This is a genomic window from Streptomyces sp. NPDC002386 (genome assembly GCF_053593175.1).
On sequence record NZ_JBSFBX010000003.1, the window covers coordinates 460,171 to 477,747 of the forward strand.

The window sequence follows — 17,577 nt, forward strand, 5'->3', positions numbered from 1 at the left end:
ACCGGGTGCTCACACCGAGGGCCGGGCCGGCTCGGCCTCGCTCACGCGGCGCCGACGGCGGCGTTTGAGCAGGGCCCAGGGGCCGCGGGGGCCCGTGGGCATCGCCGCCGTGACCTCGGTGCCCGCCTCCGAGGCCGCCTCCGCGGCCGCCCGGGCCACCGGCAGGAAGCCCTCGCGCCGGGACGCGTCCGGCCGCTCCTCCTCGGCCGGCCACAGGCCGAGAGCCGCGCACACCGTGGGCAGGACCGCCATCGCCGCGGTCGCGTACCCCTCCGCCGAGGGGTGGTAGTTGTCGGGGCCGAACAGCTCCCGGGGATTCGCCTCGAACTCGGGTCCCAGCAGGTCGCCCAGCGACACCGTCCGCCCGCCCTGCTCCACCGCCCCGATCGTCTGCGCCGCCGCCAGCTGCCGCGAGGTCCGGCGGGCCAGCCAGCGCAACGGCTGCTGCACCGGCTCGATGGTGCCGAGGTCGGGGCACGTGCCGACGACCACCTCCGCGCCGGCCGTGCGCAGCCGGCGAACCGCCGCCGACAGGTGCCGCACCGAACGCGTCGGCGGCATCCGGTGGGTCACGTCGTTGGCGCCGATCATGATCACGCAGACGTCCGGGACGGGATCGGCTGCCGACAGGATCAGCGCCACCTGCCGGTCCAGGTCGTCCGACTGCGCGCCCGGCAACGCCACGTTCCGCAGCTCCACCGGCCGTTCCGCCACCGCGGCCAGCCCCGACGCCAGCAGCGCCCCCGGCGTCTGGCCCGCCCGGTGCACGCCCTGCCCCGCGGCCGTGGAGTCGCCGAGCAGGGCCAGCCGCAGCGGCGGTTCACCGGGGAGGTCGTACGCGTGGCCGTAGACCCCGTCGGCCACCGGCACCCGGCCCGTGGTGCCGTTGCCCACATGGCGCCGGGCCAGTTGCATCTCCGCCAGCAGCAGGCCGACCGCCGCCGCTCCGACGAGCCCCACCCCGCCGCCGCCGTACGCCGCTCCGGCCGCGATCCGCCGGGCCACTCTCGCCCTCGACATGCTCGTCATCCGTCGCCGCCACCTCCTCGTAGCCGTACACCCACTCCTTGCCCCGTACAGCCCGTGTGCCAATCTCGACAGGGAGTGAACGCCCGGCCGGGGCCACCGGCGGGGCCGTAGGCTGGCGGAACCACTAAGACCAATGTTTTTGCAAGCAACCGGAGACAACGGTGCGATTCCACGACTCGATGATCAGCCTCGTCGGCAACACCCCGCTGGTGAGGCTCAACAACGTGACCAAGGGCATCCAGGCGACCGTCCTGGCCAAGGTGGAGTACTTCAACCCGGGCGGTTCCGTGAAGGACCGCATCGCCCTGCGCATGATCGAGGCGGCCGAGCAGAGCGGCGAGCTCAAGCCGGGCGGCACGATCGTCGAGCCGACCAGCGGCAACACGGGCGTGGGCCTGGCCATCGTGGCCCAGCAGAAGGGCTACAAGTGCATCTTCGTCTGCCCTGACAAGGTGTCCACCGACAAGATCAACGTGCTGCGCGCCTACGGCGCCGAGGTCGTGGTCTGCCCGACCGCCGTGGACCCCGAGCACCCGGACTCGTACTACAACGTCTCCGACCGCCTCGTCCGCGAGACCCCGGGCGCCTGGAAGCCGGACCAGTACTCCAACCCCAACAACCCCCTGTCGCACTATCACTCGACCGGCCCCGAGCTGTGGGAGCAGACCGAGGGGAGGATCACCCACTTCGTGGCGGGCGTCGGCACCGGCGGCACCATCTCCGGCACCGGCCGCTACCTGAAGGACGCCTCCGACGGCGCGGTCAAGGTCATCGGCGCCGACCCCGAGGGCTCGGTGTACTCCGGCGGCTCCGGCCGGCCGTACCTGATCGAGGGTGTCGGCGAGGACTTCTGGCCGACCGCGTACGACCGGACCGTGGCCGACGAGATCGTGGCCGTCTCCGACAAGGACGCCTTCCAGATGACCCGCCGCCTGGCCAAGGAGGAGGGCCTGCTGGTCGGCGGCTCCTGCGGCATGGCCGTCGTCGCCGCGCTGCGCGTCGCCGAGCGGCTCGGCCCGGACGACGTCGTGGTCGTCCTCCTCCCGGACAGCGGCCGCGGCTACCTCTCGAAGATCTTCAACGACGAGTGGATGGCCGACTACGGCTTCCTCGAGGACGAGGGCCCCAGCGCCCGCGTGGGCGACGTCCTGCAGGACAAGGTGGCCGGCACCATCCCGTCCCTGGTGCACATGCACCCGGAGGAGACCGTCGGCGAGGCCATCGAGGTGCTGCGCGAGTACGGCGTCTCGCAGATGCCGGTCGTCAAGCCGGGCGCCGGACACCCGGACGTGATGGCCGCCGAGGTCGTCGGCTCCGTGGTGGAACGCGAGCTGCTGGACGCCCTGTTCTCCCAGCGGGCCTCGCTGGAGGACCCGCTGGAGAAGCACATGAGCGCCCCGCTGCCCCAGGTCGGCTCCGGCGAGCCGGTCGGCGACCTGATGTCGGTACTGGGCTCCGCGGACGCCGCGATCGTCCTGGTCGAGGGCAAGCCGACCGGGGTGGTCAGCCGGCAGGACCTGCTGGCCTTCCTGGCCAAGGGCGGCAACAAGTAGCCGACCCCGCGGTGAACCGCCGGCAACGGCGGCGACCCGGGGGTGACTTGGGCCGGACCAGCCGTTCCGCAACTGGTACGAGCGTGTCACGTGCGCGCAGCACCCGCTTAACACGGGTCAGGCACATTGGTGGTGTCGGCAGGGCGGGAGCGGCTCCCCGCCCGGGCCGGCGCCATGCGGCGCCAAGGACCTCCGGAGCGGCTCCCGGACCATCCATGGACGCCCAGGACGCGCAAGCCCGGTCCTGACCCGGCCCGCGTCCTTCGCGGGGACCGCCGTCGTCCCGCCCCCCGGAAACGGGGGTGCGGCGGTCCCCGCGCACAACTCCTCCCCGGGCCCGGCCTCTTCCCGGGGCCTCGGCGTTTCCCGGCGCCTCGGCTCCTCGCGGAGCCTCCGCTCTTCGCGGACCTCACTCCCGCCCGGGTGTCAGTCGTCCCGGGCGGACCGCCCGGAGTCGCGCCGGCCGGTGATCAGCTCCGGGTTGAGGCGCACCGCCTGGGCCGCGTTCACACCCACGATCCCGAGCCAGGTGGCCACGATCCCGGTCATCCCGGCGAGGGCGCCGGAGATCGCGGACAGCGGGACGGCCAGCACCAGCGACGCGATCGCGAGGGCGTAGCGCTCCGCCCACGAGCCGGCCGCCCCGGACCGCCGGGTGCCGCGCGCGTCGGCCATCCGCTGCTCGGCCAGGTGCCGCCGTACCCGGCGGTCCACGGTGTCGTCGATCCGCTGCTCGACCTTCTCCAGGAACGAGTCGACGAGCGCGGAGTCGTACTCCTCGCCCAGTTCCCCGCGCGCCCGTACGGTGGCGTCCAGGTCCTTCTTGAGGTCGGTGTCCCGCGAGTCCAGTGCGCTCATGCGCTTCACGGTAGGGAGCGACGGTGCCCCGCGCACTGGGGTAAACCCCCCTCTTCGCCGCCCGGGGGGCCGACTGGGCCGGATCACGAGACGGACCTTGCCCGGCTGTATAGGGTCATGCAGAGTTCTAGATGTCTGAATAGGTCATGGGTTCACATCCGGAGGGGGAGCACAGCATGAGCGTCGACCGGAGCACGGACGTCACGGACACCCCGGCGACCCGTCTGCAGGCGCTCTTCGAGGGGCACCGGCTCACGCCGACCCAGCGGCGCATCGCGCACAGCATGGTGCGGCGGGCCGCGGACGTACCCTTCCTGTCCAGCGTGGAGCTGGCCGAACTGGCCGGGGTCAGCCAGCCCTCGGTGACCCGGTTCGCGGTCGCCCTCGGCTTCGACGGCTACCCCGCGCTGCGCAGGCACCTGCGCGAGGTCGTGCCCGCCGAGCAGGCCGCCGCCGGATCGGGCTCGTACAACGAGTACCAGCAGGCCGTAGAGGCCGAGATCGAGAACCTGAGGCACCTCGCCGAGCTGCTCGCCGACCCCCGGCCGGTGCAGAAGGCCGGCCGGATCCTGGCGGCCTCGCGCCCGCTGCCGGTGCTCGGGCTGCGCGCCGCCGCCTCCCAGGCGTACGGCTTCGCGTACTTCGCCGCCAAGGTCCATCCGGACGTCCGGCTGCTCAACGAGGGCGGCACGATGATCCAGGACCGGATCGACGCGGCCGTCCGGGCGGGCGCCACGGCCCTGCTGTGTTTCGCGCTGCCCCGGCATCCGCGCGAGGTGGTCGACACCCTCGCCTACGCCCGGGAGGCGGGCCTGACCGTCGTCACGGTCGCCGACTCCGCGTTCGCGCCCGTCGCCCGCCACTCCGACCTGCTGCTGCCCGCCGCCGTCGGCACCGGGCTGGCCTTCGACACCGCGTGCGCGCCGATGCTGCTCGGGCGGGTGCTGCTGGAGGCCCTGTGCGACGATCTGCCGGACGCCCAGGCCCGGTTGGAGCAGTTCGACGCGAACGCCGCCGCCCGGGGGCTGTTCGTGGAGTGACCCGACGCGCTCTCAGACTCGTCTCACGTTGTGCCGTTAGCGTCGTGCCCGGACCCAGGTGCTGGGTGGACACGCATACGTGACACGGGAGGCCGACGTGGCGCGCGGAGGGCAGGGACTGGCCCGGGTGGCCGTCGTCGTACGGGCGGGTGCCGCACCGCTGTGGTGGTTCGGGGTGGTGGCCGCCGGTATCGGAGTACTGCCGCCCGGGGTGACCGGGCGGCGGATCGGGGTGCTGGCGGGGACCGCGCTGTTCCTGGTCGCCCTGGCCGTCGTGGCACTGGTGCGCAGGAAGCGCTACACGGCGCCGGCCCGTGGGGCCGTCCGGGCGGGCAGGTACGACGTGCTGCAGGACCGGGCGGTGACCGTGCGCAACTGGCGCCGGGGACACCGGTGGTGGCTGCTCCTGGCGTTCGCGGTGGCGCTCGGGAGCTCGTTCGGGCTGCCCGCGGCCGGGGGCATGCTGCTGGCCGGGGCCGGCGCCGGGCTCAGGCTGAAGGCCGCGTGGCTCGGGCGCCGGGAGCGGGCCGGACAGACGCTGCTGTGGGTGCGGGTCGACTGGCTCGACCGGTGGGGCGGCGGCCCTGCGGCCGCGGCCGTGAAGGGCCTGCGCGCCACGGGCGTCGCGGCCGGCGACGCGACCCCCGGCGGGTCCCGCCGCCGTACCGCGGCACTGGTCTGACCTCGGGCGGCCCGGCGGGCCTAGACCTCCAGCTCCTCCTCGATCCTCTTGAGCTGGTGCCGGGCCATCGCCAGGTTGGCGCGGTTCTGCTCCAGGACGAGGTAGAGGAACAGGCCGTTCCCGCCGCGGCCCTTGAGCAGGCGGATCAGGTGGTACTGGTCCGTCAGCGTGATCAGGATGTCGTCGATCTCGGCCTTGAGGCCCAGCATCTCCATCGTGCGCATCTTGGCGCGGATCACGTCCGTGTTGCCCGCGGCGGCCACGTTGAGGTCGAAGGTCTTGCCGCCGCCCATCGTGCCCAGCGCCATGCCGCTGGTGTAGTCGACGAGTGCGACGCCGGTGGCGCCCTCGATCGAGGTCAGCGCCTCTTTCAGGGCGGTCTCGGTGTTGGCCATGGTGGTCCTCTCAGTTGTCGGTTGCGGTGCGCGCTTCGGTGGCCGTGGTGCGTGGCGCGCGCGTGGTGCGAGTACGTGCGGGTGTCGTCCGGGCGGGCCGTGCGGTGGGTGCCGCGGCCCGGGCGGCGGCCTCGGCGGCGTCGAGCAGTTCCCCGATACGGGCGCCGGACCGGCGGCCCTCCAGGTGGAGCCGGCCGACGTTCACCCGGTCCCGGGTGAGCAGGGTCAGCACGGCGGTACGGCCGGCCGCGTAGGTGGCGACGTAGCCGTGTTCGCCGCGCACCATCAGCTCCCGGAAGCCGCCGTTGCCGGTGGCGTCGGCGACCCGGACGGCCACGCCGAGGGCGGCCGCGGTGAGCGCGGCCAGACCCTCCGGGTCGACGCCGGGTGTGTCGTGGGCGACGACGAGCCCGTCGACGCCGGCCGTGAGGGCGCCGGTGAGCTGTGGGACGCGGGTGCGCAGCCGGCGCAGCTCGTCCAGCACGGTCTCCAGGTCGTGTTCGGGCACCATCAGCTCTCTCCTCTCGGCGGCGGGGTGGTGCCGTTCAAAGCGCCTCCAGCGCATCCCTGAGCCTCTTCAGCAGCGCGATGTCGGGGTCGGTGACCGTGAGCGGGGGAGCCGGCGGGAGCGGGGGCGGGTCGGGTGCCGTGGGCACCGGCCGGACCAGGCCGGCCGCTGTGAGCCGGCGTACGTCCACCAGCGTGTGGAACGCCTGCCTGCCCAGGTCGCGGGCGATCTCCGGGGCCGTACGGATGCCGTCCACCCGGTCCAGGACGGCCCGCCGGCGCGGGGTGACCTGCGCACCCGCGGCCGGGGCGGCGCGGATCAGCGGGGAGCTGTCGGCGGCCGGGTCCGGCCACAGCCGGTGCAGCAGCAGCCGGCGGCGCAGCGTCTCGCGTTCCAGCGCGATGACCGGAACCGAGGGCAGCGGGCCGATGCGGGGCGCGCCGTCGTACCGGAACCGGCCGGGGGTGCTGCTCGGCGCCAGGGCGAAGTACCCGGCGTCGTACAGCGCGTCCAGATGGCACAGCTCCAGCGCGCCCGAGGGCAGCAGCCCCGCGTCGAGCAGCAGCCGGGCGGCGCCCGCCGGCCCGCCGGCCCGCTCGGCCGCCCGCTGCCACGCGGCCGCCGCGAGGGTGCCGTGGGCGGTGAGCAGGACGTTCAGGCCGGGTGCGAGGGGGCTCTCGGCGTGCACGACCCGGCCCCGCGCGAGGTACAGGGTGCCGTGTTCCCGGACGAGCACGCCGGTGGCCTGCTCCTCGGCGAGCCGCCTGAGCATCGGCGACAGCGCGCCCGCGGTCCGGTCCGACGCGGCCGATCTGTCCCGCACCGGCAGCGGCGGAGGTGTGCCGACCATGGTCATCCCAGCACCAGCCGGTCCGCCATCTCGCCCAGCCGGATGCGGGCCAGGGCCAGGTTGCCCTCCTCGCGGCCCAGCCACAGGTGGAGGAAGACGCTGCTGTCGAAGGACGTGACCACGAACCGCAACAGGTGGTAGCTGTCGCGGTTGCTGATGATCACGTCCTCGACGGGCGGGCGTCCGTCCTCGGCGTCCCCGGCCGTGAAGGCGCCGTGCTCGGCGGCCAGCCTGGCCAGTTCGGCGGCCTCGGCCGCCGTCGTCTCGTGGTCACCGCCCGGGGCCTCCCCGACGGATCCGAGGGCCAGTCCGCTCGTCCAGTCCACCAGCGCGGCTCCCCGGGCACCGGGCAGCCGCATCGCATCCAGTAGGCACTCGTCGATTCCGGGCACGCCGGTTCCCCTCCCCGCCTGTACTCCGGTTGAGTGACAGAGACACTACGCAACGTGTACGTGGGGAGTGAGGGCTTTGGCATTTTCCGTTGGAACGTGCGCCCGGCGTACTAAGGTGGGTCAACTGACGGCTGTTTCCCGCCGGTTGGACCATTTGTTCGATGAAGCGCGGGAGTGTGTCAACGGCTCCCGGACGCGCTCAGGGTGGTGAGCGCGGACGCGTGCGCCCCTCCGGACTCGGCCACTACCTCCGCCACCGTCTGCGGCTCCCGTACGGTCGCGAAGGCGACGCCCCCGGAGCCGTCCGGCGCGAAACCGTAGATCCCGGGCCGGGCGAGGGAGTTGTAGGCGTAGTGGTGCGCGAAGTAGTACGCGCCCGTGTCCAGCGCCGCCGCGTAGTCGCCCTGCTCCAGCAGGGGCAGGGCGCGCCCCTCGGCGAGCAGGTCGCCCGAGAAGCAGGCCGGGCCCGCCACGTCCTGCGTCACCTCCGGGCCAGGCTTCGGCCGGCCCTTGGTGTCGTACGCGGCGATCCGCAGCGGCCAGGCCCCCGGCGCGTACACCGTGCGCGTGGCCACCTGCACGCCCGCGTGCGTCACCGCGATCCGCCGCCCGCCGGAGCTCTTCGCGTACTCCACCCGGGCCACCACCGTGCCGTGCTTGGCCAGCAGCGAACGCCCGAACTCGGTGACGATCCCGTACCGCCCGCCGAACAGCCCCGGCACCTCCTCCCGGAGGGTGCGCGCGTACTGGGCGTACGTCGGCGCGGTCGCCTCGCCCTCGAAGTTGACCGGCAGCCCGCCGCCGATGTCGAGCGTGTCGATCTGCCGCCGCCCGATCCGCGCGTTGATCTCCTCGGCCAGCGCGTACGTCTCCGCCACGCCCCGCGCCAGCAGGGAGAGCGGGATGCCCTGGGAGCCGGTGTGCGCGTGCAGCCGGGTCAGCCACGGCCGGTCCGCGTACGCCCGGACGACCCACTCGCGGGCTCCCTCGTCGCGCAGCGCCACCCCGAACTTCGAGGTCTCGGTCGCGGTCGAGGTCGCCCCGATGGAGCCGCCGCCGATCTGCGGGTTGACCCGGATGCCGAGCGGTGACCGGGGGGCGGCCGCCGGCCCGACCAGCGCGTCGAGCCGGTCCAGCTCCTGCGGGTTGTCCGCGTTCACGGCGACGCCCAGCTCCAGCGCCTCGCGCAGCTCGGCCGGCGTCTTGGCGGGGGAGTCGAGCACCGTGTTCCGCGGCGGCAGTCCGGCCGCCCGGGCCAGCGCCAGCTCGCCCGGGCTCGCCACCTCGGCGCCGATGCCCGCCTCGTGCAGCAGCCGCAGCACCGGCACCAGCGGGCTCGCCTTCACCGCGAAGGCGTGCAGCACCGGTGTCCCCGGCGCCACGGCCGCGTCGAAGGCCGCGCGCAGCGCGGCCGCCGACTCCCGGATGCCGGTGACGTCCAGCAGCCCCACCACGGCCGCGTCCGGCCCCAGCAGTCCCTGCTCCACCGCCGCGCGTACCGCCTCGTCGCGCCGGGCGGCCCGCTCCCGGGCCTCGCCGTCGGTGTCGTGGTCCACGACCTCTCCCCTCCTGTCGGCGTTCGTGTACTTCCAGCCAAACATCCGGGGCGCGCGGGTGTGAGCGCGGGGAGGTGTTGACTAGTTCTATTCAGAACGTCAGGATGTGAATAGACGTAGTAACAGGAGGAGGCAGCGATGTCGGGACCCCGCCCCGTACGAGCACCGCGCGGCACGGAACTGAGCACCCTGGGATGGCAGCAGGAAGCCGCCCTGCGGATGCTCCAGAACAACCTCGACCCCGAGGTCGCCGAGCACCCCGACAAGCTCGTCGTCTACGGCGGCACCGGCAAGGCCGCCCGCGACTGGCGCTCCTTCGACGCCATGGTGCGCACGCTGCGCACGCTCAAGCAGGACGAGACCATGCTGGTCCAGTCCGGCCGCCCGGTCGGCGTCATGCAGACCCACGAGTGGGCCCCGCGCGTCCTCATCGCCAACTCCAACCTCGTCGGCGACTGGGCCAACTGGGAGGAGTTCCGCCGCCTGGAGGCCCTCGGCCTGACCATGTACGGCCAGATGACCGCCGGGTCCTGGATCTACATCGGCACCCAGGGCATCCTCCAGGGCACCTACGAGACCTTCTCCGCCGTCGCCGCGAAGAAGTTCGGCGGCACCCTCGCCGGGACCATCACCCTCACCGCCGGCCTCGGCGGCATGGGCGGAGCCCAGCCCCTCGCCGTGACCATGAACGACGGCGTCGCCATCTGCGTCGACTGCGACCCGCGCGCCATCGAGCGCCGCATCGAGCACCGGTACCTGGACGTCCGGGCCGACTCCCTCGACCACGCGCTCCAGCTCGCCACCGAGGCCCGCGACGCCCGCCGCCCGCTGTCCATCGGCGTCCTCGGCAACGCGGCCGAGCTGGTCCCGCAGCTCCTCGCGATGGGCGCGCCGATCGACATCGTCACCGACCAGACCTCCGCCCACGACCCGCTGGCCTACCTGCCCGTGGGCGTCGCCTTCGAGGACATGGCGGACGCCGCCGCGAAGGACCCGGCCGGCTTCACCACGCGTGCCCGTGAGTCCATGGCGAAGCACGTGGAGGCCATGGTCGGCTTCATGGACGCCGGCGCCGAGGTCTTCGACTACGGCAACTCCATCCGCGGCGAGGCCCAGCTCGCCGGCTACGACCGCGCGTTCGCCTTCCCCGGCTTCGTCCCCGCCTACATCCGGCCGCTGTTCTGCGAGGGCAAGGGCCCGTTCCGCTGGGCCGCCCTGTCCGGCGACCCCGCCGACATCGCCAAGACCGACAAGGCGATCCTCGACCTCTTCCCGGAGAACGAGTCCCTGGCCCGCTGGATCAAGATGGCCGGCGAGCGCGTCCACTTCCAGGGCCTGCCCGCGCGCATCTGCTGGCTCGGCTACGGCGAGCGCGACAAGGCAGGCGAGCGCTTCAACGACATGGTGGCCTCCGGCGAGCTGGCCGCCCCGCTGGCCATCGGCCGCGACCACCTCGACTGCGGCTCCGTCGCCTCGCCGTACCGCGAGACCGAGGCCATGCTCGACGGCTCCGACGCGATCGCCGACTGGCCGCTGCTGAACGCCATGGTCAACGTGGCGTCCGGCGCGTCGTGGGTCTCCCTCCACCACGGCGGCGGCGTGGGCATGGGGCGCTCCATCCACGCCGGCCAGGTGACGGTGGCCGACGGCACGAAGCTCGGCGGCGAGAAGATCCGGCGGGTGCTCACCAACGACCCCGGCATGGGCGTCATCCGGCACGTGGACGCCGGCTACGACATCGCGGAGTCCGTCGCGGACGAGCGGGGGGTCCGGGTGCCGATGCGTGAGGGTGACGAGGCGTGAGTTCCGTTCGCGGCGGGGGCGGCGGCGCCTCGGCGGGGGCCGGGGTGCCGTCGCCGGGTGCGGGCGCGGCCGTGCCCGCCGCCCGCCGGGCGCCCTCCTTCCAGCAGATGTGGGCGGAGCTGCTGCCCATCGGACGGCACCCCGACTCCGGGGGGTACCGGCGGTACGCCTGGAGCGGGGCCGACGGCGAGTGCCGGGCCTGGTTCGAGGAGCAGGCCCGGGCGCGCGGGCTGGCCCACGAGGTGGACCGGAACGGGAACCAGTGGGCCTGGCTGGGCGACCCGGCCGCCGGGGACGCCGTGGTCACCGGATCGCACCTGGACTCGGTGCCGGACGGGGGCGCCTTCGACGGCCCCCTCGGCGTCGTGTCCTCCTTCGCGGCCCTCGACGAACTGCGCGCCAGGGGAGCGCGGCCCACCAAGCCCCTCGCCATCGTCAACTTCGGCGACGAGGAGGGCGCCCGGTTCGGTCTCGCCTGTGTCGGCTCCCGGCTCACCGCCGGAGAACTGACCGTCGAGCAGGCCCACCGCCTCACCGACGCGGACGGCATCACCCTGCCGCGGGCCATGGAGGCCGCCGGGTACGACCCCGACGCCATCGGGGCCGACCCGGAACGGCTGGCCCGGATCAGCGCCTTCGTGGAACTCCACGTCGAACAGGGCCGCGCGCTGGACCTGTCCGGCGACCGGGTCGGCATCGCCAGCGCCATCTGGCCGCACGGCCGCTGGCGCTTCGACTTCCGCGGCGAGGCCAACCACGCGGGCACCACCCGCCTGGTGGACCGGCGCGACCCGATGCTGTCGTACGCCGAGACGGTGCTCGCCGCCCGCCGCGAGGCCGAACTCGCCGGTGCCGTCGCCACCTTCGGCAAGATCGCCGTCGAGCCCAACGGCGTCAACGCCATCCCCTCCCTGGTGCGCGGCTGGCTCGACTCCCGGGCCGCCGACCAGGCGACGCTGGACACCGTCGTCGGCGGCGTCGAGAAGGCCGCGCGCGAGTACGCCGACGCCCACGGCATCGACCTGGACGTCGTCCGCGAGTCCTTCACCCCGGTGGTCGAGTTCGACCACGCGCTGCGCGACGAACTCGGCAGGCTCCTCGGCAAGGACACCGGCCTCAGGGTGCCCGTCCTGGGGACCGGCGCCGGACACGACGCGGGAATCCTCTCCGGCCGCATCCCGACCGCCATGCTGTTCGTGCGCAACCCCACCGGCGTCTCGCACTCCCCGGCCGAGTCCGCGGCCGAGGACGACTGCCTGGCCGGGGTGCGCTCGCTCGCCGACGTACTGGAAGGGCTGGCCTGCTCGTGACCGACACGACCTACTGGCTGGAGCACGCCTGGCTCGGCACCCACGTCGAGCCCGGCGTGGCGGTGTCGGCCGCGGACGGCCGGATCACCACCGTCCGCACCGGCGTCCCCACCCCGCCGCCCGGCGTCGAGGTGCTGCGCGGCCTGACCCTGCCCGGCCTGGCGAACGCCCACTCGCACGCCTTCCACCGGGCGCTACGAGGCACGGTCCAGGTCGGCAGCGGCACCTTCTGGACCTGGCGCGAGGTGATGTACTCCGTCGCCGACCGGCTGACCCCGGAGACCTACCACGCCCTCGCCCGCGCGGTGTACGCGGAGATGGCCCTGGCCGGCGTCACCTGCGTCGGCGAGTTCCACTACGTCCACCACGCCCCCGGCGGCACCCCCTACGCCGAGCCCAACGCCATGGGCGAGGCACTGATCGCGGCCGCGGCCGACGCCGGTGTCCGCATCACCCTCCTGGACACCGCCTACCTCTCCTCCGCCATCCGGAACGAGCACGCCGGCGAACCGCCCAACACCCACCAACTGCGCTTCTCCGACGGCAGCGCGGAGGCCTGGGCCGAACGAGCCTCGCTTCTCGAGGAACGGGACCACGCGCGGATCGGGGCGGCGATCCACTCCGTACGCGCCGTGCCCGCGGACCAGATGGCGACCGTGGCGCGCTGGGCCGAGGAGCGGCGGGCCCCGCTGCACGTGCACCTGTCCGAGCAGACCGCCGAGAACGAGGCCTGCCGGGCCGCGCACGGCCGCACCCCCACCCAACTGCTCGCCGACCACGGCGTCCTCGGGCCGCGCACCACCGGTGTGCACAACACCCACCTCACCGACGAGGACATCGCGCTGCTCGGCGGCTCGCGCACCGGCACCTGCATGTGCCCCACCACCGAACGCGACCTCGCCGACGGCATCGGACCGGCCGTCGCCCTGCAGCGGGCGGGCTCCCCGCTCTCCCTGGGCTCCGACAGCCACGCGGTCATCGACCTGTTCGAAGAGGCGCGCGCGATGGAGCTGAACGAGCGGCTGCGCACCCGCACCCGCGGCCACTGGACGGCCGCGGCCCTGCTGCGGGCCGCCACCGCCGACGGCCACGCGGCCCTCGGCTGGCAGGACGCCGGCGCCATCGAGGCGGGCGCGCTCGCCGACCTGACGACGATCGCGCTCGACTCGGTCAGGACGGCCGGGCCGCTGCCCCGGCTGGGCGCCGAGACGGCCGTATTCGCGGCGACCGCGGCGGACGTGCGGCACACGGTCGTGGGCGGCCGTCATGTCGTACGGGACGGGGTCCACGCCCTCGTCCCGGACGTGCCGAGAGCGCTCGCCGACGCGATCGAAGCCCTGCGCGGCTGACGCCCGCGCCGCCGCATTCCGCCGACCCCCGACCGGCCACCCACGAGGACACCATGAGCAGCACCGTCATCACCAACATCGCCACGCTGGTCACCAACGACCCCTCCCTGGGGTCGGGGTCCCCCCGCTCGAGCAAGTTCGAGAGTGGGGGAGGCTCCCCCCTCGGCCTGATCCAGGACGCGGCCGTCGTCGTCGACGGCGACCGCATCGCGTGGACCGGTGAATCCAGGAAAGCACCCGCCACCGACAACCGGGTCGACGCGGGCGGCCGGGCGGTGCTGCCGGGCTTCGTGGACTCCCACTCCCACCTGGTCTTCGCCGGAGACCGCACCCAGGAGTTCAACGCCCGGATGTCCGGCCGCTCCTACACCGCGGGCGGCATCCGCACCACGGTCGCGGCCACCCGCGCCGCCACCGACGCGGAGCTGGAGGCGAACCTCACCCGCTACCTGACCGAGGCCCTCCGCCAGGGCACCACCACCTTCGAGACGAAGTCGGGCTACGGCCTCACCGTCGAGGACGAGGCCCGCGCCCTGCGCATCGCCGCCCGGCACACCGACGAGGTGACGTTCCTCGGCGCCCACATCGTCGCCCCCGAACACGCCGACGACCCGGCGGCCTACGTCGCCCTGGTCACCGGCGAGATGCTCGACGCCTGCGCGCCGCACGCCCGCTGGATCGACGTCTTCTGCGAGAAGGGCGCCTTCGACGGCGACCAGGCCCGCGCGATCCTCACCGCGGGCCGGGACAAGGGCCTGCACCCCCGGGTCCACGCCAACCAGCTCTCCTACGGCCCCGGTGTCCAGCTCGCCGTCGAGCTGGACGCGGCCAGTGCCGACCACTGCACCCACCTCACCGACGCGGACGTCGACGCCCTCGCCCACAGCGACACGGTCGCCACCCTGCTGCCCGGCGCCGAGTTCTCCACCCGCGCCGAGTGGCCGGACGCCCGGCGGCTGCTGGACGCGGGCGTCACCGTGGCCCTGTCCACGGACTGCAACCCGGGCTCGTCGTTCACCTCCTCGGTCCCCTTCTGCATCGCGCTCGCGGTGCGGGACATGGGGATGACCCCGGACGAGGCGGTCTGGTCGGCCACGGCCGGCGGCGCGGCGGCCCTGCGCCGCACGGACATCGGCCGCCTCACCCCGGGGGCCCGCGCCGACCTGCTGCTGCTCGACGCCCCCAGCCATGTGCACCTGGCCTACCGGCCGGGCGTGCCGCTGACCGCCGGTGTCTGGCGGCGCGGCGTGCGCGAGGTCTGATCCGGGCGGCCGCGCGGGCCGCTCAGGCGGCCCCGGCCCGCCACCGCTGCGCCCGCTCACCGTCCAGCGGCCGCAGTACGACCCCGTCGCCGCCGTCCGGGGTCACCGCGGTGCCGGTGTCGATCGCCGGGCGGACGGTGCCGTCGGGGTCGACGCCGAAGCGGAGGTTCCGGCCGTTGCCGCCGTAGACCGAGTCGCACTCCCAGATGCCCACGCCCCGGTCGGTCGCGCCGCGGCTGTCCAGGCAGAAGTCGGAGTCGGCGGCCGAGCGCAGGACGCCCGGATCCGCGTCGACCCGCCAGCGCTGGGTGGCGGAGGAGTCGCAGGGCGCCATGACGACGTCGTTGCCCTTCCACAGCTCGCCGTCCCGGATGTCCAGGCAGCGGCCCGTGGCCAGGTTCACCACCTGGGCGAAGGAGCTGCCCGGCGGCGCGGGCGGCGGGGACGGCGGCGGGGCGCCGCGGGTGGGCGGCGGGGAGGTGGCCGGGCGGTGCGAAGTCCTGCTCGGTGACGGCGACGGCGACTCGGTGGTGCGCGACGGAGCCGGGGCGGCCGGCGGGGACAGCGAGACCGTGGCCGTCACCGTCACCGGCGGGGGAGCGGGCGTCGCCGCCGTCGCGTGCCGGTCCGAGGCCTCGGACGGGGAGAGCAGGAAGACCAGCAGGGGGGCCAGGGCGACACCCAGCGCGGCCGACGCCAGCAGGTAGCGGCGCCCGGGCGGCCGGCTCCGGAGCGCGGCACGCGGGCCGGGCGCGGGAACCGGACCGGCGGGCCGGAGGTACGCCGTCCCGTGCCAGGGGAGCAGGCCGTCCGCCAGGGTCTGCCGCGGGGCGTCCCGCAGCGCGGTCAGCTCCTCGACGGCGGCCGTGCAGTGCGGGCAGTGGGCGCGGTGGGCGTCCAGGTCCGCGCTGCGCCGGGGGCCGTCGGGCCGTACCGCCTCCTCGATCAGCCGGCGGAAGTCGGCGCAGCGCGGGTCGTCCGAGCCGGCCAGACGGTGCCGCAGGCAGGCCTGGGCCAGCGCCTGCAGCGCCTGCGGGGTGTCATGGGTCACGTCCACGCGGCTCAGGCCCAGACAGGTGGCGGTGCGCTCGGCGGGCTCCGCTTCGAGGACGCCGTACCAGATCAGGCCCTGGGTGCGGGACGGGAGCGTCTGGAACGCCGGGAGGAGTGGCGGTACGGGTCCGTCGGGCAGGCCGCCGGCGTTCAGGACCAGCAGCAGGCCCGCGTCGACGCCCGCGGAGCGTTCGTCGGCCGCCCAGGCGGCCGCCAGCCGGGCGGTGAGCAGCAGGAGCTGATGGCGCAGGGGCACGTTGGGCTCCCGGCCGCGGGCCGTCTCGCGGGCCGCCTCGGTGAGGGTCTCCGCCGCCAGCCTGCGGGCGGCCGACTCGCTCGCGGTGCACAGCCGGGCGTAGGCGAGGACCGCCGGGTGGTGCCGGCGGCGCAGTTCCTGAAGGGCCGGGAAGGCCGTCGGGGACGGGGTGCGCAGCAGTGCCGTCAGCCGCGCGTCCGGCGCCTCGGCGAGTCCCGTGTCCGCCTCGGCCCCTTCGCCGCCCTGAGCCATCGTGTGCCCTCCGTCCCCCCGAACTCTCCGGCGTACCGGCCGGTTTGGGGGCTCATGGTGGTGGAGCGACACTGATCGGGAAAGACGTTTCCCGGGGTAACCCCGGTAACGGTTCGCGCATGACGGGGGCGCGCGGATCCCGGAGAGCGACCCGAGAGCGGGCCGGGTTGAGGGCTGGGGCCCCGGGTACCCCCCATCCGGGGAGGTCCGTCCCGTGAACAGCGAAGCGGCCCGGCCGTCACGGGCCGGGCCGCCTGGCACGCGGCACCAAAGGGATCACTCCTCGGTGGTGGTCACTCCTCGACGGTCAGCCCCTTGCGCAGCCGCACGAGCGTCCGCGACAGCAGCCGGGAGACGTGCATCTGGGAGATGCCCAGTTCCTCGCCGATCTCCGACTGGGTCATACCCGCGACGAAGCGCAGTGACAGGATCTTCCGATCCCTGGAGGGGAGTTCGGCGATCAGCGGCTTCAGCGACTCGACGTACTCGATGCCTTCCAGCCCGTGGTCCTCGTACCCGATGCGGTCCGCGAGGGCGCCCTCGGAGTCGTCCTCCTCGGGCTGGGCGTCCAGGGAGGAGGCGGTGTAGGCGTTGGAGGCGGCCATGCCCTCGACGACCTCGTCGTTGGAGATGCCGAGCCGCTCGGCGAGTTCCGCCACGGTGGGGGCGCGGTCCAGCTTCTGCGCCAGCTCGTCCCCGGCCTTGGCCAGGTCCAGCCGCAGTTCCTGCAGCCGGCGCGGCACCCGCACGGACCAGGAGGTGTCACGGAAGAAGCGCTTGATCTCGCCGATGATGGTCGGCATCGCGAACGTGGGGAACTCCACACCGCGGGAGAGCTCGAAGCGGTCGATCGCCTTGATCAGGCCGATGGTGCCGACCTGGATGATGTCCTCCATCGGCTCGCTGCGGGAGCGGAAGCGGGAGGCGGCGAACTTGACCAGCGCGAGGTTCAGCTCGACGAGCGTGTTGCGCACGTACGAGTAGTCGGGCGTCCCCTCCTCGAGCGACTCCAGGCGCTCGAAGAGCGTCCGGGACAGCGCCCGGGCGTCGACCGGGCCTACCTCGTCGAAGGGCGGGATCTCCGGGAGTCCCTCGATCGCTTCGAGGGGATTGATGGGATGATCCAGTTCCGGTGGGGGTGTCGACGTCGCGATCGGGGTATGCGATTCGTCGAGCCGGGGTGACATGGGTGTCCTCCATCGTTCTCGGCATATGGCTGCCGAAGCCAAAAAACGTGCACGTACGGTGTGCGGCGCCTCCGAAGCCGGCTGTAGGGCTGTGTGTCCTTACTAGCCCTACCTGCTTCACCGAGCACGTCGCAAGTGCGTTCTGTAGTGATATGTCCGATTGTGGGAGGTTGTTCGGGTGTCGGAGTGCGATTGAAAGGCGTAATGTTCGAGGGCATCAGCAGCCACGACCTCGGGAGAGA

At 73.9% G+C, this 17,577-nt stretch carries 16 protein-coding genes; 7 read left to right on the plus strand and 9 right to left on the minus strand.

Going from position 1 to position 17,577, the window contains the following annotated elements; genetic code table 11:
* Positions 1 to 9: 9 nt before the first annotated feature.
* Entirely contained in the window at positions 10 to 1,029 is a 1,020-nt protein-coding gene (locus ACWCPN_RS09240) for an SGNH/GDSL hydrolase family protein (RefSeq protein WP_451203718.1), read from the minus strand.
* Between the two features lie 161 nt (positions 1,030 to 1,190).
* On the opposite strand from ACWCPN_RS09240, the gene ACWCPN_RS09245 reads away from it, so the two are divergent.
* A complete protein-coding gene (locus tag ACWCPN_RS09245; protein WP_199210811.1) occupies positions 1,191 to 2,582 on the plus strand; it encodes a cystathionine beta-synthase in 1,392 nt (463 codons plus the stop codon).
* 426 nt (positions 2,583 to 3,008) lie between these two features.
* Here ACWCPN_RS09245 and ACWCPN_RS09250 read toward each other — a convergent pair whose 3' ends face one another.
* The gene (locus ACWCPN_RS09250; RefSeq protein ID WP_199210810.1) at positions 3,009 to 3,440 is read right to left on the minus strand and encodes a hypothetical protein; all 432 of its coding nucleotides are present in this window, start codon (positions 3,438 to 3,440) and stop codon (positions 3,009 to 3,011) included.
* A gap of 176 nt (positions 3,441 to 3,616) precedes the next feature.
* On the opposite strand from ACWCPN_RS09250, the gene ACWCPN_RS09255 reads away from it, so the two are divergent.
* Positions 3,617 to 4,480 (plus strand): MurR/RpiR family transcriptional regulator, encoded by an 864-nt coding sequence (locus ACWCPN_RS09255; RefSeq protein ID WP_199210809.1) that lies wholly within the window; start codon positions 3,617 to 3,619, stop codon positions 4,478 to 4,480.
* A 97-nt stretch (positions 4,481 to 4,577) separates the two neighbouring features.
* Positions 4,578 to 5,162 (plus strand): hypothetical protein, encoded by a 585-nt coding sequence (locus ACWCPN_RS09260; RefSeq protein ID WP_451203720.1) that lies wholly within the window; start codon positions 4,578 to 4,580, stop codon positions 5,160 to 5,162.
* A gap of 20 nt (positions 5,163 to 5,182) precedes the next feature.
* Here the strand turns inward: ACWCPN_RS09260 and ACWCPN_RS09265 are convergent, their stop codons facing one another.
* The 5 genes from ACWCPN_RS09265 to ACWCPN_RS09285 form a co-directional block, all read right to left on the minus strand.
* Entirely contained in the window at positions 5,183 to 5,557 is a 375-nt protein-coding gene (locus ACWCPN_RS09265; RefSeq protein WP_199210808.1) for a roadblock/LC7 domain-containing protein, read from the minus strand.
* A gap of 10 nt (positions 5,558 to 5,567) precedes the next feature.
* A complete protein-coding gene (locus ACWCPN_RS09270) occupies positions 5,568 to 6,068 on the minus strand; it encodes a roadblock/LC7 domain-containing protein (RefSeq protein ID WP_451203722.1) in 501 nt (166 codons plus the stop codon).
* 34 nt (positions 6,069 to 6,102) lie between these two features.
* The gene (locus tag ACWCPN_RS09275; protein ID WP_365125938.1) at positions 6,103 to 6,921 is read right to left on the minus strand and encodes a transcriptional regulator; all 819 of its coding nucleotides are present in this window, start codon (positions 6,919 to 6,921) and stop codon (positions 6,103 to 6,105) included.
* Positions 6,918 to 7,307 carry a hypothetical protein gene (locus tag ACWCPN_RS09280; RefSeq protein WP_199210805.1) on the minus strand — a complete coding sequence of 130 codons (390 nt, stop codon included), beginning with the start codon at positions 7,305 to 7,307 and terminating at the stop codon, positions 6,918 to 6,920. Before ACWCPN_RS09280 ends, ACWCPN_RS09275 begins: the two co-directional genes overlap by 4 nt.
* 179 nt (positions 7,308 to 7,486) lie before the next feature.
* Positions 7,487 to 8,908: a diaminopimelate decarboxylase gene (locus ACWCPN_RS09285; RefSeq protein ID WP_451203724.1), complete on the minus strand. Its 1,422-nt coding sequence runs from the start codon at positions 8,906 to 8,908 to the stop codon at positions 7,487 to 7,489.
* 93 nt (positions 8,909 to 9,001) lie between these two features.
* Between ACWCPN_RS09285 and hutU the strand changes: the two genes are divergently transcribed.
* From hutU to hutI, 4 genes are all read left to right on the plus strand, one after another.
* Positions 9,002 to 10,666: a urocanate hydratase gene (gene hutU, locus ACWCPN_RS09290; RefSeq protein WP_451203726.1), complete on the plus strand. Its 1,665-nt coding sequence runs from the start codon at positions 9,002 to 9,004 to the stop codon at positions 10,664 to 10,666.
* Between the two features lie 107 nt (positions 10,667 to 10,773).
* A complete protein-coding gene (locus tag ACWCPN_RS09295) occupies positions 10,774 to 11,976 on the plus strand; it encodes an allantoate amidohydrolase (protein ID WP_451203833.1) in 1,203 nt (400 codons plus the stop codon).
* The gene (locus ACWCPN_RS09300) at positions 11,973 to 13,325 is read left to right on the plus strand and encodes a formimidoylglutamate deiminase (RefSeq protein ID WP_451203728.1); all 1,353 of its coding nucleotides are present in this window, start codon (positions 11,973 to 11,975) and stop codon (positions 13,323 to 13,325) included. The genes ACWCPN_RS09295 and ACWCPN_RS09300 overlap by 4 nt, the downstream gene beginning before the upstream one ends.
* A gap of 53 nt (positions 13,326 to 13,378) precedes the next feature.
* A complete protein-coding gene (gene hutI, locus ACWCPN_RS09305) occupies positions 13,379 to 14,587 on the plus strand; it encodes an imidazolonepropionase (RefSeq protein WP_451203730.1) in 1,209 nt (402 codons plus the stop codon).
* A 22-nt stretch (positions 14,588 to 14,609) separates the two neighbouring features.
* On the opposite strand, the gene ACWCPN_RS09310 is transcribed toward hutI, so the two are convergent.
* Complete coding sequence (locus ACWCPN_RS09310) at positions 14,610 to 16,148, minus strand: ricin-type beta-trefoil lectin domain protein (protein WP_451203732.1); 1,539 nt, start codon at positions 16,146 to 16,148, stop codon at positions 14,610 to 14,612.
* A gap of 293 nt (positions 16,149 to 16,441) precedes the next feature.
* Entirely contained in the window at positions 16,442 to 17,335 is an 894-nt protein-coding gene (locus ACWCPN_RS09315) for an RNA polymerase sigma factor SigF (protein ID WP_451203734.1), read from the minus strand.
* Between the last annotated feature and the right edge of the window lie 242 nt (positions 17,336 to 17,577).